Source organism: Collinsella sp. OM08-14AT (assembly GCF_003438115.1).
Taxonomy (GTDB): Bacteria; Actinomycetota; Coriobacteriia; order Coriobacteriales; family Coriobacteriaceae; genus Collinsella.
Genome location: NZ_QSTE01000019.1, coordinates 24,897 through 39,158 on the forward strand (window position 1 = coordinate 24,897; position 14,262 = coordinate 39,158).

At 59.9% G+C, this 14,262-nt stretch carries 14 protein-coding genes; 6 read left to right on the plus strand and 8 right to left on the minus strand.

Translation table 11 applies throughout. The annotated features are described in order from the left end of the window. Position 1: 1 nt before the first annotated feature. From DXC18_RS09255 to DXC18_RS09290, 8 genes are all read right to left on the minus strand, one after another. Complete coding sequence (locus DXC18_RS09255; protein ID WP_117716946.1) at positions 2 to 712, minus strand: TetR/AcrR family transcriptional regulator; 711 nt, start codon at positions 710 to 712, stop codon at positions 2 to 4. Between the two features lie 124 nt (positions 713 to 836). Then, the gene (locus DXC18_RS09260) at positions 837 to 1,700 is read right to left on the minus strand and encodes an HAD-IIB family hydrolase (protein ID WP_370445792.1); all 864 of its coding nucleotides are present in this window, start codon (positions 1,698 to 1,700) and stop codon (positions 837 to 839) included. A 109-nt stretch (positions 1,701 to 1,809) separates the two neighbouring features. Further along, complete coding sequence (locus DXC18_RS09265; protein WP_117629937.1) at positions 1,810 to 3,072, minus strand: MFS transporter; 1,263 nt, start codon at positions 3,070 to 3,072, stop codon at positions 1,810 to 1,812. Positions 3,073 to 3,172: 100 nt separating this feature from the next. Further along, positions 3,173 to 3,835 (minus strand): TetR/AcrR family transcriptional regulator, encoded by a 663-nt coding sequence (locus tag DXC18_RS09270; protein WP_158551690.1) that lies wholly within the window; start codon positions 3,833 to 3,835, stop codon positions 3,173 to 3,175. Positions 3,836 to 3,909: 74 nt separating this feature from the next. Beyond that, positions 3,910 to 4,248: a P-II family nitrogen regulator gene (locus tag DXC18_RS09275; protein WP_117629936.1), complete on the minus strand. Its 339-nt coding sequence runs from the start codon at positions 4,246 to 4,248 to the stop codon at positions 3,910 to 3,912. A gap of 154 nt (positions 4,249 to 4,402) precedes the next feature. Continuing rightward, complete coding sequence (locus DXC18_RS09280; protein ID WP_199408221.1) at positions 4,403 to 5,719, minus strand: ammonium transporter; 1,317 nt, start codon at positions 5,717 to 5,719, stop codon at positions 4,403 to 4,405. Between the two features lie 159 nt (positions 5,720 to 5,878). After that, positions 5,879 to 6,898 (minus strand): putative ABC transporter permease, encoded by a 1,020-nt coding sequence (locus DXC18_RS09285; RefSeq protein WP_233509054.1) that lies wholly within the window; start codon positions 6,896 to 6,898, stop codon positions 5,879 to 5,881. A gap of 3 nt (positions 6,899 to 6,901) precedes the next feature. Further along, positions 6,902 to 7,438 carry an HD domain-containing protein gene (locus tag DXC18_RS09290; RefSeq protein WP_117716947.1) on the minus strand — a complete coding sequence of 179 codons (537 nt, stop codon included), beginning with the start codon at positions 7,436 to 7,438 and terminating at the stop codon, positions 6,902 to 6,904. 228 nt (positions 7,439 to 7,666) lie between these two features. Here DXC18_RS09290 and DXC18_RS09295 point away from each other — a divergent pair, with 228 nt between their 5' ends. The 6 genes from DXC18_RS09295 to DXC18_RS09320 all read left to right on the plus strand — a co-directional run bounded on the left by DXC18_RS09295 (position 7,667) and on the right by DXC18_RS09320 (position 14,188). Then, positions 7,667 to 9,448 (plus strand): 1-deoxy-D-xylulose-5-phosphate synthase, encoded by a 1,782-nt coding sequence (locus DXC18_RS09295; protein WP_117716948.1) that lies wholly within the window; start codon positions 7,667 to 7,669, stop codon positions 9,446 to 9,448. 456 nt (positions 9,449 to 9,904) lie between these two features. Further along, entirely contained in the window at positions 9,905 to 10,897 is a 993-nt protein-coding gene (locus DXC18_RS09300) for a glutamate ABC transporter substrate-binding protein (RefSeq protein ID WP_117716949.1), read from the plus strand. Positions 10,898 to 11,035: 138 nt separating this feature from the next. Beyond that, positions 11,036 to 11,695, plus strand: a complete 660-nt coding sequence (locus tag DXC18_RS09305) for an amino acid ABC transporter permease (protein WP_022094657.1) — start codon at positions 11,036 to 11,038, stop codon at positions 11,693 to 11,695. Then, positions 11,692 to 12,525, plus strand: a complete 834-nt coding sequence (locus DXC18_RS09310) for an amino acid ABC transporter permease (protein WP_117716950.1) — start codon at positions 11,692 to 11,694, stop codon at positions 12,523 to 12,525. Before DXC18_RS09305 ends, DXC18_RS09310 begins: the two co-directional genes overlap by 4 nt. Positions 12,526 to 12,561: 36 nt before the next feature. Then, a complete protein-coding gene (locus DXC18_RS09315) occupies positions 12,562 to 13,326 on the plus strand; it encodes an amino acid ABC transporter ATP-binding protein (protein WP_089572310.1) in 765 nt (254 codons plus the stop codon). A gap of 52 nt (positions 13,327 to 13,378) precedes the next feature. After that, the gene (locus DXC18_RS09320; protein ID WP_117716951.1) at positions 13,379 to 14,188 is read left to right on the plus strand and encodes a gamma-glutamyl-gamma-aminobutyrate hydrolase family protein; all 810 of its coding nucleotides are present in this window, start codon (positions 13,379 to 13,381) and stop codon (positions 14,186 to 14,188) included. Positions 14,189 to 14,262: the final 74 nt, after the last annotated feature.

Consider the following 14,262-nt stretch of genomic DNA (forward strand, 5'->3'; position numbering starts at 1 on the left):
CTTAGTTGTTGGACTCGACGGTTGCGGCGGTGTCGACCGTGTCCTCGAGCTGCAAGTTCAATAGCTTCATGCCGTATTCCGGCACGTTGATATCGATGGGTTGGCCATACAGGTCGCCGGGGCGCACAAAAGCGAGCACCGTCATAATGCGCGCCATGGCCTCGGGCGATTCGGTGAGCCCACGCTCAAACCAGCGCTGAATCATGCCGACCTCGGCGCTCACGACGTAGGTGACGTAGTAGTCAAAGAACGTGCCCAGCGCCAGGCCCAAAATGCCCGTCTGCGCACGCGGCACCACAGCCTCACGCGCGGTGTCGATAATCCTTTTAATGAAGGCCTGGTCGCCGCCCGGACCCAGCAGCGCACCGATTAAGTCGCGGTTGGCCGCAAGATAACGCAGCAGCTCAACCGAACCGGGCGCCGGCTCGAGCTCATCGATGTTGTGATAGAGATCGGGCAGCTGAGCTGCGGTGATGAGCTCAATGCGCTCACGGATCTCGGCCAGCAAGCCGTCCTCGATTTGATTGATAAAGTCGGGAATATCGCGATAGTGCGAATAGAACGTGCGGCGCGTAAGGCCAGCACGCTCGGTGAGCGACGCGACATTAATGCGCGAAAGGTCGCCGCTTTCGGCAAGCTCGCTGGCAAGTGCCTGGCGAAGGGCACGCTGCGAGCGAAGGGACCGGCGATCGCATTTCTCGAGCTGGGACAAGCGTCCTCCTTGTTACTCAGCCTGTGCGCTATTGCACAGTGCGAGTATTATTGCACACCGTGTGCATCAACACGTAAAGGCAATATTTGGGTTGTGACAAAGGGACAGTCCCTTTGTCACATTATTATTCGATGATGGTGCGGGAGTTCTGCTTGCGCATGGTGGCGAGCATGTGTTTGGGGACGGCGTGGACCATGCAGTTGCCGATGGTCGCGCTCGCGGCGGCCTTAGCTGCATCGCTAGCGTTTTTGGTCGCGTAGCTGTGGCGGAAACGCTTGAGCATGGCGATGTCGTTTCCGCCGTCGCCATAAACCGCGACCTCGTCCTCGGCAATGCCGTAGTAGCCCGCCAGCCAGGCCACACTCTCGCCCTTGTTACACGCCACGTCCGTGATCTCGAACATCACCGGATCGAACGGCGCGTTGACCACACGGTCCGAGCGCTCGGCAAGATACGCCTTAAGGTCGCGCTCCAGCTCGGGCGAGGTCACGCGACAATTGATCTTGCATACATCGTGGCGCAGGATGTCACCGATCGACTGGTCGAAATACTGCTCCTCGTGATACCCGCCGCGCGCACGCATGCCGCGCATCACGATGCGCTTGATGGGACTGTCCTTTTTAAAGCCCGCCTGATGCATCTCGAACGAACCGCTCGAGTACATGCCATCGGGCGTGGAACAATCAAAGCAAATGTCCGGGAACGCCTTGAGCAGTTCCTCAGTGACCTGCGGATCGATGGTCCAAGTCTTGAGCACCTCGCCATGGCTGTCGCGCACGATGGATCCATTGGAGCAGCAGGCGTCAAGCGCCAAGCCCGTAAAGCCATGCTCGCCGATCGGCAACGTCGAGCGTCCAGTCGCGGGAACCACGTGCAGGCCAGCCTCAGTCAGCTCGCGAATGGCGCGGCGGATGGTCCCATCCGCCTCGTGCAGGGCGTTCAGCAGCGTTCCGTCTAAGTCACTCGCGAACATCTTGATCATGGACATGCCTCTCCTTCGTCTGCCCGATATTGTAGACGAAGGAGAGGCATGTCCAAACAATGCCGTCCCGGCGCGGCGTACCACCGCCTTCACAAATTCACGGTGCCCCAGCGCGTTAAGACAATCGCCGCAATCGATTTTTCAGCCGATAAAACAGAGCCGTCGTCAACGTCAGCACCGCCAACATGGCTGCGAATACAATCGCCGGTGTCCATCGATCATATGCAACCCCGTACGTCAATTGGCCGATAGGTATTGCGCAGGAAAGGACCATGTAAACGACCGAAAGCACTTTTCCGCAGAGCTCAGTCGGCGCTGCCCGCTGAACAAACGCGATGATTTCAACCGACGCAATGCTCGCCCACACCATGACCCATGCCGAACCAACCACAAACACGGTGAGCATGCATGCATCTGCGCCGAACAGTAGCGTGACAATGATCGGTGCGACTCCAAAACAGATCATCGCAACATATCGACATATGCCATTGAAAGAAAAACGATGCGGCCAAATGCCGACCAAGCCACTGCCGGCAAGACCACCCAAGCCCATAGCCACCTCAACTATCCCAACGCAGGACGATTGCATGCCGAGATGCTTTGTAACAATAATGGGAGCGCCAATCATTAGCCCAACCAACGCAAGGTTCAAAACTGCCGCAAGCAAAATCACAGCGACCAATAATGCATTTTGCAACAGATACCGAATCGACTCCCGAAAATCGTTTCGGCATGTCGTACGAGTCGCGCCGTCTCCCATCGTTTCAAATGAGGCATTTTGCTTGAGCGCGCCCCCAAACAAGAGAGCTGAAATCGCAAACGCCACCGACGCGGTTGTGCAAAGAGCATCGATGCCAAAGTACCCATAGACTGCCGTCCCGACCACAGGGCCCAAGATATTGCTCACCATGGTCATCTGCGAAACCAATGCAGTGGCCCGCTCAACCTTCTCTTCACCCGCCATGCGCACCGTCTCAATTTGGAGCATTGGCTTCAGCAGCGATTGAGAACCATATTGAACACAAAGTATCGCTACTACGACGACCGCAAGAGGCAATGAGTGCTTCATGGGGATAGACAGCAGTGATGCAGTCATCAGAGCAATGCCGAGGGACACGAGGACCTCGCGATGTCTTCCCCTATCCGCCAAGATTCCGCCAACCGGAGTTGCAAGTACGCCGGGTATGAACGCTATCGCCGCGACGACGCCATATAACGTTGACGATCCACTGCGATCGAACAAGTAAAGTGGATACGCAAAGCACAGCGCCGACAGCATCGAATACGTGCACAGCTGCGCAACCAGAAGTTCCGCGAGCCTGATTGACCGCACTGTTTTTGATTTCAACGAGACACCGACGTCTCTCAGCCCAGCCATAAGCCCACCCCCTATACATACCACTAGTATGTATTTAATGACTTGAAAAGGGCAGCCGTGGCTACCCTCACAAATCAATTACATACCGTTGGTATCTATATTACCACCCGGCGCGGTCCCATACGCCCCAAATCTGCGCCGTTGTCTGAAGCACTTCATTACCCAAATCGAGCCCCACCGCGGCAGCCATCTGCGCCAAACATTGTGCGCGAGCGAGCATTCGCTCCTTGGGCTCGAGCGGACGGAACAATGGCAGCAGCCAAAGATTCGCCAACAACGATACGGCCTCCGCCGCTTCGCGCGGGCATTCGCACGCAATGGAGCCGTCGGCGATGCCCTCCTCGATCACTGGCAAGAGACAGCCATCGGCCGACTCGTCAAATGAGCCCTGGTACTGCATCGCCAGTAGGCGCGAGCTTTTTACCGGATCTGCTGCAGGACGCATACGTGCCCATAGCTCAATTTGTGGAACAACGGACTCGGGAGCGTACAGTCGCTTGAGCTTTTGGGCTCCGGTCATATTACCGACGCCAAGCATCGAGCGGCGGTGCTCAACAATCGGAGTCATCGCCCGATCAAACGCGGCGTTGAAAATCTCTTCTTTGCTCTTGAAGTGATGATAGACAGCGCCCTTGGTCATGCCGTCGAGACGGTCAACGATATCTTGAATACTCGTCCCCTCATAACCCTGTGCGCAGAATAGCTCCAGTGCCGCGTCGAGAATCTTCGCGACCGTCTCCTCGGGATATTTATTGCGACCCATAATCCGCCCATCCGCAACGCAAGCCTTGTGCCTCATTGCAGCATTTTAACGTTGCGGATGGCAGACGGTCGATTCTACACCGCGGCGGGGCCATGTTCGCCGGTGCGAATGCGGATGACTTCCTCGACCGGCTCGACCCAAATCTTGCCGTCGCCGACGGCACCGGTGCGAGCGGCGTTGCAGATAATGTCAACGATACCGTCGACATGCTCGTCGGCGCAGATGAGGGTGAACTGCACCTTGGGGATCGTGTTGACGAGCAGCTCGTTGCCGCGCACGTATTCCTTCCAGCCATGCTGCGCGCCGCAGCCCTGCACCTGGTTGATGGTCATGCCGCGAACATCGGCAGCAAACAGCGCGTCTTTGAGAACCTCAAGCTTCTCAGCACGAACGATCGCCGTAATTTTCTTCATAGTGAATTCCTCTCTTTAGTAAAGAAATGAATTGCCATTCAATAACGCGGGTTTTCCAAGTGCCCGAGATTGCCCCGAAAGAGGAGCGCCGCGTACTTCGGTACGCAAGCGACGGTTTGAGGGGCAAGGTCGGGTGCTTGGGAAAGCCGCGCTGCTAATCGAGTCCGGAGAACGAGGGGTACGCGCTCTCGCCGTGCTGACTCGCATCCAGGCCCAGTGCCTCGTCGGCCTCGTCCACGCGCAGGCTACCGTGGAACAGCGCCTTGACCACCGCGGCGATCACCAAGTCGAGCATCAGCACAATAACGACCGTCACCACAATGCCCAGAACCTGCGAGACAAGCAGCGACACGTCGCCCGTGTAGAACAGGCCGCCCTTACCGGTCCACGAGAGCTCCGGCACGCAGAACAGGCCCGTGAGCACACCGCCCAAGATGCCGCCGATACCGTGGCAACCGAACGCGTCGAGCGCATCGTCGTAGCCGAACTTGGTCTTAAGATGGCTGATGGCCAGATAGCAGACGGGCGATACGATCAGGCCCATGACCAGCGCCGCCCACGGCTCGACAAAGCCCGCACCCGGCGTAACCACCACAAGGCCCGCAACCAAACCGGTGCTAGCACCCACCAGCGTGGGACGACCGGTGTGCACGCGCTCGACGACAAGCCACGAGACCATGCCCGCCGCGCTGGCCGTCACGGTGTTGAGGATGGCGAGTGCCGCCACGGCGTCGGCCTTAAACTCGCTGCCGCCGTTAAAGCCAAACCAACCAAACCAAAGTAGACCGGCGCCCAGCGCCACAAACGGCACGTTATGCGGACGGTAGCTCACCATGCCAAAGCCGCGACGACGGCCGAGCATTAAGCAGAGAATCAGGCCCGTGAGACCGGACGAAATGTGTACCACGTCGCCGCCGGCAAAGTCGAGCGCGCCGATGATGTCGCCGATAAAGGAACCATCGCCGCCCCAAACCATGTGGGCGAGCGGCGCATAGACCACGAGCAGCCAAATGCCCAGGAAGGCCGTCATGGCACCAAACTTAACGCGGCCTGCCAGACTGCCCGTAACGATAGCGGCGGTGATCATGGCAAACGCCATCTGGAAGGCGATGTTGATGATCTGAGGGTAGACGGCACCATCCGCAGCATTGCCCTCGGCCGCCTGCAGCACCTGGTTGAGCACCGGCAGGCACAGCAACTGGTCAAAGCCGCCAATAAACGGGCTAGAACCGTCGCCACCGTAGGCCAGCGACCAGCCGGCAACAATCCACAGCACACCAACCAGGCCAATGGCGCCAAAGCACATAAGCATGGTGTTGATGACATTTTTGCGCCTGGACAGGCCGCCATAGAAAAACGCCAGACCCGGTGTCATTAAAAACACGAGCATGGTGCAGATGAGCATAAACGTTGTCGATCCCGTATCGTACATTCGCTCCCCCTTGGTCGCATGAACGTTGTCGGCGCTCATGATGCGGCCGAGGGCCAACTGGTGTAGACCAGATACGGCGTTGTTAAACGCTGCGTTGTCGAATGGAAACGGTGCCGCAATCTTGGAAACGGCACGGCAACGGGCGCGAAACGAACGGGAAACGTGCGAACGAGAAGGGCGCGCTTGGCTCCGCTTTGGCTAGCGCCGGAACAGCTCGCGGGCTCGGTCGCGGAGGTCGGTAGCTCGGATGACGCCCTCGTAACGATTGATGCGCAGACGCGGGAAGGCGTTAAAGAAGCGTAGGTCGCGGCGGCTGAGTGACACGCTCGGCACCGGGCGGCTCATGCGCTTGCCGGCAAGGCGACGACCGAGCGACGGACGCGGCATGCTCGGCGCGGCATCGGCCACGCGACGGGCAGCGAGCGCCAGGCCGCGAGCACCATCCGAAATAAACGTCGGCATCGAAGCCTTCTCGCGCAGGGCATCGAGCGCCGCGTCGCCCAGCTCGGCCAGCCAAGCGTTAACGGCGCGACCGCGGATATGCGTCTGCGCCACCGAGTCGATCGCCGAATCGGGAATACGTTCGAGCATAGAGTTGGAGGCATCGGCAAGCGACTCATTGATGCGGTCGGCAAGGTCGGCACGCACACGCTCCAGCTGATCGGACAGACGCCGCCAGCTCGCCAACGAGCACGCCGCGTCGACCATCATCGCGACCGCAACGATAAAGGCGGCCAAGCGCACGATTAGCACCGGCAGATGGCCAAGCAGCCCCAGCAATGCCGGCTCCACTAAACGGCAAATACACAACGCACCCAAGCCAAACGCGCAGGCCCAGTACAGGCAGATGCGTCCGTGCAGGTTAAACGGCAGATGCGAGTAATCCCAAAACCGGGCACCCGTCGTTTTTTCCAACAGCACGCCCACGCTATATTCGATCACGCTGCATACAAGCGCCGCGGCGACAAACTGGCTCGAGGCATCCGGAATCCCGCGCAGCAAAAGCCAGCAGGCTATGCCGCCCACACCATAGATAGGACAACACGGCCCCAGCAAAAATCCGCTGTTGGCAAATCGCCCGTGATTGAGCATGGCGCAGACTGTCGATTCCCATACCCAGCCGCAAAAACCGTAGAAGGCAAACGAGAGCACCAGCGCCGAGAGCGGACAGGCGACAAGCGTCGCGCCGTCAAATGCCATGTCGATCGCGGTCCCCACCGTCTACCCTCTCCTCTTTTCGCTCGATTCGCCACTCACGCCATCGTCCGCCTCGCCCTTGCGCCGCAGACGACCGGCGACCGTCTCGCGCAGCGCGCACCACTTATCGGCCAGGCATACAATCCATGCCTCACGACACGTCGGCGGCACCGGCACCAGCGGAAACATATGCCGCACGATGATATTCCGCTCGCGCGGCGTCAGCTCAAAATCTTCCTCGGCACGCGCCAGGGCAAAAAATGGATGCCGAAATCCGTGCAGTCGATGGCTTGGGTCGGGATCGTGCCAGTCATAGAGAAAGTAATCGTGCAGCAGGGCTCCGCGCAGCAACGAGGCGCGATCGACCGAGACACCGACGCGGCCCAGGTGCTCGGCAAAGGACAGACTTGCCCGCGCCACCGAGGTCACATGCGCATACACCGTCACATCGCCATGCTGGATAAACTCGCGCGTCAGGTCCAGACGGCCCGCCTGTGCCAGTTGACGGGCAGCATGGTCTACTTCGCACGCGATTTTCTCGGCGCGAACGACATCGGACATGCTGCCTCCTTCCAGCGACTCACGGCGACAAGCCACGGCCTGTGCACAATCGATAAAAACATCATGGAACACATTAGTATGGCATCGGACAAAACGTTTTGCCCCACCAGTTGGCGAATTACCGCGCCGCCGTCACATATCAAACGCCAAAATGTGCGAGACTGTCTTGTGCAATTGTGCCGGCCGAGGGAGCGCCGGCGCTCGATTCGCATGGAGTAACCCACAACGATGCTGCTTACGCAAACGACAACGCCCGAGGACGTCAAGGCTCTTAATCGCGCCGAGCTCCCGCAGCTCTGCGGCGAGATTCGCCACGCCATCCTCGAAAGCTCCGCCGCCGTCGGCGGGCACGTTGCCCCCAACTTGGGCGTCGTTGAGCTTACGGTTGCGCTTCATCGCGTATTTAACTCCCCCATCGACAAGATTGTCTTTGACGTTTCGCACCAGACCTACGCCCACAAGGCGCTGACCGGGCGCGCGTACACTTATATCGATCCGGAGCGTTATGGTGAGGCTTCTGGCTTTGCCAATCCCGACGAGTCCGAGCACGACCTGTTCGCCATGGGCCATACCTCCACGTCGGTGAGCCTGGGCTGCGGCCTGGCGCACGCTCGTGACCTGGCGGGCGATACGTACAACGTCATCACCATCATTGGCGACGGCTCGCTTTCGGGCGGCCTGGCGTTTGAAGGCTTTAACAATGCCGCCGAACTCGATAGCAACCTGATCATCATCGTCAACGATAACGACCAGTCCATTGCCGAGAACCACGGTGGCTTGTATCGCAATCTGGCCGAGCTGCGCGCCAGCAACGGCACCTGTGAGCGCAACGTTTTCCGCGCGATGGGGCTCGACTACCGCTATCTGGACGCCGGCAACGATGTGTTGGCCCTGGTCGACACGCTGCAGGGACTGTGCAATATCGATCATCCCATCGTGCTGCACGTCTCCACCGCCAAGGGCAAGGGCTTTGAGCCAGCCCAGAGTGACCCCGAGCGCTGGCATCACGTGGGTCCGTTTGACATGGCGACTGGGCGCAAGCTCTGCCCGGGCCATCCGAGCGAGCCTGCGCCGCGCACCTATGCCGACATTACGGGCGAGGCGCTCAGCGCCGCCATCGAGCGCGATCCGCAAGTCGTGGGCATCACGGCCGCCACGCCCTACATCATGGGCTTTACACCCGAGCTTCGCGCCGCCGCCGACAAACAGTTCGTCGATGTGGGCATTGCCGAGGAGCACGCCGTGACCTTTGCCACCGCGCTTGCGCGCTCGGGTGCCAAGCCAGTCTTTGGTGTGTACGGCACGTTTTTGCAGCGCGCCTACGACGAGCTGTGGCACGACCTGTGCCTCAACGATGTCCCCGCAACCATCCTGGTGTTTGGCGCATCGATCTTTGGCACCACATCCGAGACGCATCTTTCGTTCTTTGATATTTCTATGCTGGGCGCTCTCCCCAATATGCGTTACCTGGCGCCTTCCTGCATGGAGGAATACCTATCCATGCTGAGCTGGTCGCTCGACCACCGCGAGCATCCCGTGGCAATCCGCGTACCGGGCATCGGCTTGGTAAGCCGCCCCGACCTGGCGCCCGCCGAAGACACCGACTACAGCGCCGTTCGCTACAACGTGGTGCGTCAGGGTCGCGACGTGGCCGTGCTCGCGCTTGGCGATTTCTTTGAGCTGGGCGAGCGCGTGGCAAACCGCTTGGCTGCCGAGTACGGTATCGAGGCGACGCTCGTCAACCCGCGCTTTGCAACCGAGCTTGACCGCGAGTTCCTCGACAGTCTTGCCGCTGAGCATCGCGTTGTCGTCACCCTCGAGGACGGCATCTTGGACGGTGGCTGGGGCGAGCGCGTCGCGTGCTATCTGGCCTGCACGCCTGTGCGCACGCGCACCTTCGGCATCGCCAAGGGCTTCCCCGACCGCTACGACCCCAACGAGCTGCTCGCTCAGAACGGCATGACGGTCGAGAACATGGCCGCCGAAGCCGTGAGACTACTTAACGAGTAAAAAACCTCCGCAAAGGGAAGCATCCCTGCGGAGGTTTTTATTTTCGCGGCGCGATTATCTCAATCTGTAACATCTATGGCCCGAATTCCCGTCTAACTGTTACAGATCGAGATAAGACATCTTAGTCCCAGACCTTTGTCTCAATCTGTAACAGATAGGGACCTTTTGGCCGTCCAGATGTTACAGATTGAGACATTCGAATTCCCCTGAAGAGAAAATCTCAATCTGTAACAGTTGCTCGGCAAAAATGGCTGCAGATGTTACAGATCGAGACAAAACAGCAAGGCATGCCGCTGCATCGGCCAGAACCGCCACAAAGGTGCCTGTCCCTTTTGGTAGGTAGAATAACCCATAAGGTAAGTATGTTTCTGAGTTATTTCGTGTTGACCCATTTGAGCGCGATAGGGTATAACTCTACTCAACCGCTAGGGATTTTATTGAGAAAGGTGTTCTACCATGAGCAAGAACCTCTCCCAGCAGGTCGTTCTCGACCGCCGCGGCTTCGTCGCCGCCACCTTCGCAACCGTCGCCGGCCTTGGTCTTGCCGGCTGCTCCGACACCAGTACCGAGGCCGACAAGGGTTCCGCCGGTTCCTCCAAGAGCTCCGAGGATACCGAGGTTTCCGCCACGCTCGACGCCAAGGCATTCGACAAGCTCGTCAACGACGGCCCCAAGGCCGATGATGACGCCATCGCCGCCAGCACCTGGGCTACGGCCGTCAAGGATGCCGGCGTCTTTACGATCGGTGGCGTCCAGACCTCCACGCTGTTCTCCCTCCTCAACGAGAAGGACGGTCAGACCCGCGGCTTCGACGCCGGTATCGCACAGCTCCTGTCCAACTACATTCTGGGCGAGAACAAGGTCGAGATCACCCAGGTGACCTCGGACACGCGCGAGTCCGTCCTGCAGAACGGCCAGGTCGACGCTGTCTTTGCCACCTACACCATCACTGACGAGCGCAAGAAGCTCGTCTCCTTCGCCGGTCCCTACTACTACACCCAGCAGGCCATCCTGGTGCTCGCCGACAACGACGACATCAAGAGCGTCGACGACCTGGCCGACAAGAACGTCGCCGTCCAGTCCGGCTCCAACGGCCCCGCCATCCTGGAGGAGTTCGCCCCCAAGGCCAGCCAACAGGAGTTCAAGACCGACGAGGAGGCCCGCCAGGCACTTCAGCAGGGCCGCGTTGACGCCTACGTCATCGACAACAACATGCAGCAGAGCGCCCTGGTCCGCGAGCCCGGTAAGTACAAGATTGCCGGCAAGCCCTTCGGCAGCAAGGAGCCCTATGGCATTGGCCTGCCACTCGATTCCGACGGTGTCGCCTTTGTCAACGACTTCCTTAAGAAGATCGAGGATGACGGCACCTGGACCGAGCTGTGGCAGATCTGCATTGGCGACCGTACGGGCGACACCAATGTTCCCGAGCTGCCCGAGATCGGCGCCTAGGCAGCGAGCCTAGTAACGGCCGCTACGAAACCATACGGAAACGCACGATGCGCTTTATTGCGCTAAACTGTTTCCTCACTGAGTTGTCGGGGCTTCCGTACACACGGGAGCCCCTTTCCTTACCGGCGGGAGGTCCGCATGAGTCTCTCTGAGCTCTGGTCGCTCTATGGCCAGAACTATATCGACGCGCTGCTAGCAACCTGGGGCATGACGCTTGAGTCGTTTGCCATCGCCATGGTGCTGGCCGTCGCCGTCACCGTGATGCGCGTGTCGCCGCTCAAGCCGCTGCGCGTCTTTGGCGACCTGTATGTCCAGGTCTTCCGCAACATCCCCGGCATCGCGCTGCTCATTATCGTCGTCTACGCGCTGCCGCCGCTCAAGGTCGTCCTGCCCTACCGCACCTGCGTCATCGTCGCCACAGTGCTCTTGGGTTCTGCCTTTGGCTCCGAGAACTTTATGAGCGGCATCAACACCGTCGGTGTCGGCCAGGTGGAAGCCGCCCGCTCGCTGGGCATGAGCTTCAGCCGTATCCTCGCCAAGATCGTGATTCCGCAGGCGCTGCGCTCGAGCGTGCTGCCCATGACCAACCTCTTTATCGCCGTCATGCTCACCACCGCGCTCGGCAGTCAGGTGCCGCTTAAACCGCAGGAGCTCACCGGCGTGGTGAGCTACATCAACACGCGCTCGCTCGGCGGCGTCGCCGCGTTCTTTATCTCGGCGCTCGGCTACCTGGGCACGGCCTTTGTGGTAAGCCACATTGGCAACTATATCGATAAGAAGGTGAGGATCCTCCGATGAGCAAGCACTCCACCTCCGCGCTCACCATGCGCGATGCGCTCTACGAGGCTCCCGGCCCCAAGATGCGCGCCAAGATTCGCGTCGGCACCGCCATCTCACTTGTTGCCGTGGCCGCGCTCATCGCTCTGGTACTGCAGCGCTTTTATGTGACCGGCCAGCTTTCGGTCCATTACTGGTACTTCTTTACGCACCTCACCACCTGGAAGTTCCTGCTTGCCGGTTTTGAGGGCACAGTAAAGGTCGCGCTCACCGCCGGCGCCATCGCGCTGGTACTGGGCTTAGCCCTCATGCTCGGCCGTACCAGCGACATCAAGCCGCTGCAGCTGGTCTGCCGCGTGCTCACCGATTTCTTCCGTGGCGTGCCGAGCCTGCTGTTCATCTACTTCTTCTTTTTGGTGCTGCCCCAGTACAAGATCGCGCTGCCGTCGTTTTGGATGCTCACGCTTCCCGTCGCGCTCGCCGCGGCCGGCGTACTCGCCGAGATCTTCCGCGCCGGCGTCAATGCCGTGCCGCGCGGCCAGGTCGAGGCCGCCCAGGCGCTCGGTCTCTCCAAAGCTAAAATCACCTTTAAAATCGTCCTGCCGCAGGCTATTCGGTTTATCATTCCGTCGTTGATTTCGCAGCTTGTGGTCGTCGTCAAAGACACCACCGTCGCCTACGTGGTGAGCTACCCCGACCTTATGCAAAACGCCCGCGTGCTCATTACCAACTACGACGCCCTCGTGTCGGTCTACCTGGTGATCGCGGTCATCTATATCCTCATCAACGCTGCAATCAACAAGGCCGCTGTCTACGTTTCGCACAAGACCGGCGCGACCATCATTCGCTAACGATTTACCATTTCGAGTCATAAGGAGCCGAGCACCATGGCACAGAGCACTTCTTCTACCGGTAATCAGCCGCTGATCGAGCTCAAGCACGTCGATAAGCACTATGGCGATCTGCACGTCCTCAACGACATCAATCTCTCGGTCGACCGCGGCGAAGTCGTCGTCGTGATCGGCCCCTCGGGCTCGGGCAAGTCGACCATGTGCCGAACCATCAACCGCCTGGAAACCATCGACTCGGGCGAGATCCTCATCGAGGGCGAGCCTCTGCCGCAGGAAGGCAAGGATCTTGCCCGCATGCGCGCCGAGCTGGGCATGGTGTTTCAGCAGTTCAACCTGTTCGCGCATATGACGGTGCTGCAGAACGTCATGCTGGGGCCGGTCGACGTGCTGGGCGTGTCCAAGGAGGAAGCTCGTGAGCGCGCCATGGACCTGCTGAGCCGCGTGGGCGTTGCCGAACAGGCCGACAAGGTGCCCGCTCAGCTCTCGGGCGGCCAGCAGCAGCGCGTGGCCATTGCCCGCTCGCTCGCCATGCAGCCCAAGGCCATGCTCTTCGACGAGCCCACGAGTGCCCTTGACCCCGAGATGATCAACGAGGTGCTCGAGGTCATGGTCCGCCTGGCCCAGCAGGGCATGACGATGATCGTCATTACGCACGAGATGAACTTCGCCCGCCGCGTTGCCGACCGCGTCGTGTTTATGGCCGACGGCCAGATCGTGGAAACCGGCACGCCCGACGAGTTCTTCGACCATCCCCAGACCAAGCGCGCCCAAGACTTCCTCAACTCCATCAAGGGCCACTAGCCCAATTGCCATATCCGCTCGCCATGACCATCCAAACTCGAAAGCAACACCTATGATCGGAACTCGCACTTCATCGTCATACACCCCGCACGTCAACGTCGACCCCGCCGACCGTCCGCTCATCCTGGTGGCGCCGCGCTGGGAAGAGGCGAAGCCGTTTTTAAGCGAAACGCTCTCCCCCAACGAGGAAATCGCAAGTGTCTTTGTCGATGCCATCCTTGCCGCCGGCGGCCTGCCGCTGCAGATGTCCATCACCGAGGACATTGAGGTCATCCGTCATTACGTCGATATCGCCGACGGCATCGCCATTCCCGGCGGCCCCGATGTCAACCCCAAACGTTGGGGCGATGATCAACCCTACGACCCCACCCTCTGCTGCGAGATCCGCGATAGCTTTGAGTTTAAGCTGGTCGGCGAGGTACTCCGCGCCAAAAAGCCGCTCTTTACCACCTGCCGCGGCACGCAGTTGCTCAATGTCGCCACTGGCGGCACCCTGTGCATGGACGTGCCGAGCTTGGGCGCTCGCGAGGGCCGCACGCAGTGGCGCCATACCCACGTGCTCAACGACCCCGTGCATCCCGTCGAGGTCGTGCCGGGCTCGCTGTTGGAGCGCGCGCTTGGCGGGCACAGGCTGATCCAGACCAACTCCGCACACCACTGCTGCGTCGATCATCTGGGTAAGAGCACGCGTTTGGTCGCCAAGGCAACCGACGGCGTTCCCGAGTGCATCGAGGTCGAAGGCCAGCCATTCTGCTTGGGCGTGCAATGGCACCCTGAGTACACGTGGAAGACGCTCGAGACCGACTTTAACCTGTGGAAGTCGTTTGTCGAAGCAGCGGCCAAGGTAAAGCAGGCCCGCTAGCTCGCGAACCACTCAGGTTAAAGCCTCCTAAGCCAGGGGGTGTTCCTATAGTTTTGTCAACTGGGAAATGCTCT

Coding starts and splice junctions, on each gene's coding strand:
- DXC18_RS09260 (WP_370445792.1), bottom strand. CDS start 1,700: ATGTCCATGATCAAGATGTTCGCGAGTGACTTAGACGGAACGCTGCTG.
- DXC18_RS09265 (WP_117629937.1), bottom strand. CDS start 3,072: ATGGCTGGGCTGAGAGACGTCGGTGTCTCGTTGAAATCAAAAACAGTG.
- DXC18_RS09300 (WP_117716949.1), top strand. CDS start 9,905: ATGAGCAAGAACCTCTCCCAGCAGGTCGTTCTCGACCGCCGCGGCTTC.
- DXC18_RS09310 (WP_117716950.1), top strand. CDS start 11,692: ATGAGCAAGCACTCCACCTCCGCGCTCACCATGCGCGATGCGCTCTAC.
- DXC18_RS09305 (WP_022094657.1), top strand. CDS start 11,036: ATGAGTCTCTCTGAGCTCTGGTCGCTCTATGGCCAGAACTATATCGAC.
- DXC18_RS09320 (WP_117716951.1), top strand. CDS start 13,379: ATGATCGGAACTCGCACTTCATCGTCATACACCCCGCACGTCAACGTC.
- DXC18_RS09295 (WP_117716948.1), top strand. CDS start 7,667: ATGCTGCTTACGCAAACGACAACGCCCGAGGACGTCAAGGCTCTTAAT.
- DXC18_RS09280 (WP_199408221.1), bottom strand. CDS start 5,719: ATGAGCGCCGACAACGTTCATGCGACCAAGGGGGAGCGAATGTACGAT.
- DXC18_RS09315 (WP_089572310.1), top strand. CDS start 12,562: ATGGCACAGAGCACTTCTTCTACCGGTAATCAGCCGCTGATCGAGCTC.
- DXC18_RS09290 (WP_117716947.1), bottom strand. CDS start 7,438: ATGTCCGATGTCGTTCGCGCCGAGAAAATCGCGTGCGAAGTAGACCAT.
- DXC18_RS09275 (WP_117629936.1), bottom strand. CDS start 4,248: ATGAAGAAAATTACGGCGATCGTTCGTGCTGAGAAGCTTGAGGTTCTC.
- DXC18_RS09270 (WP_158551690.1), bottom strand. CDS start 3,835: ATGGGTCGCAATAAATATCCCGAGGAGACGGTCGCGAAGATTCTCGAC.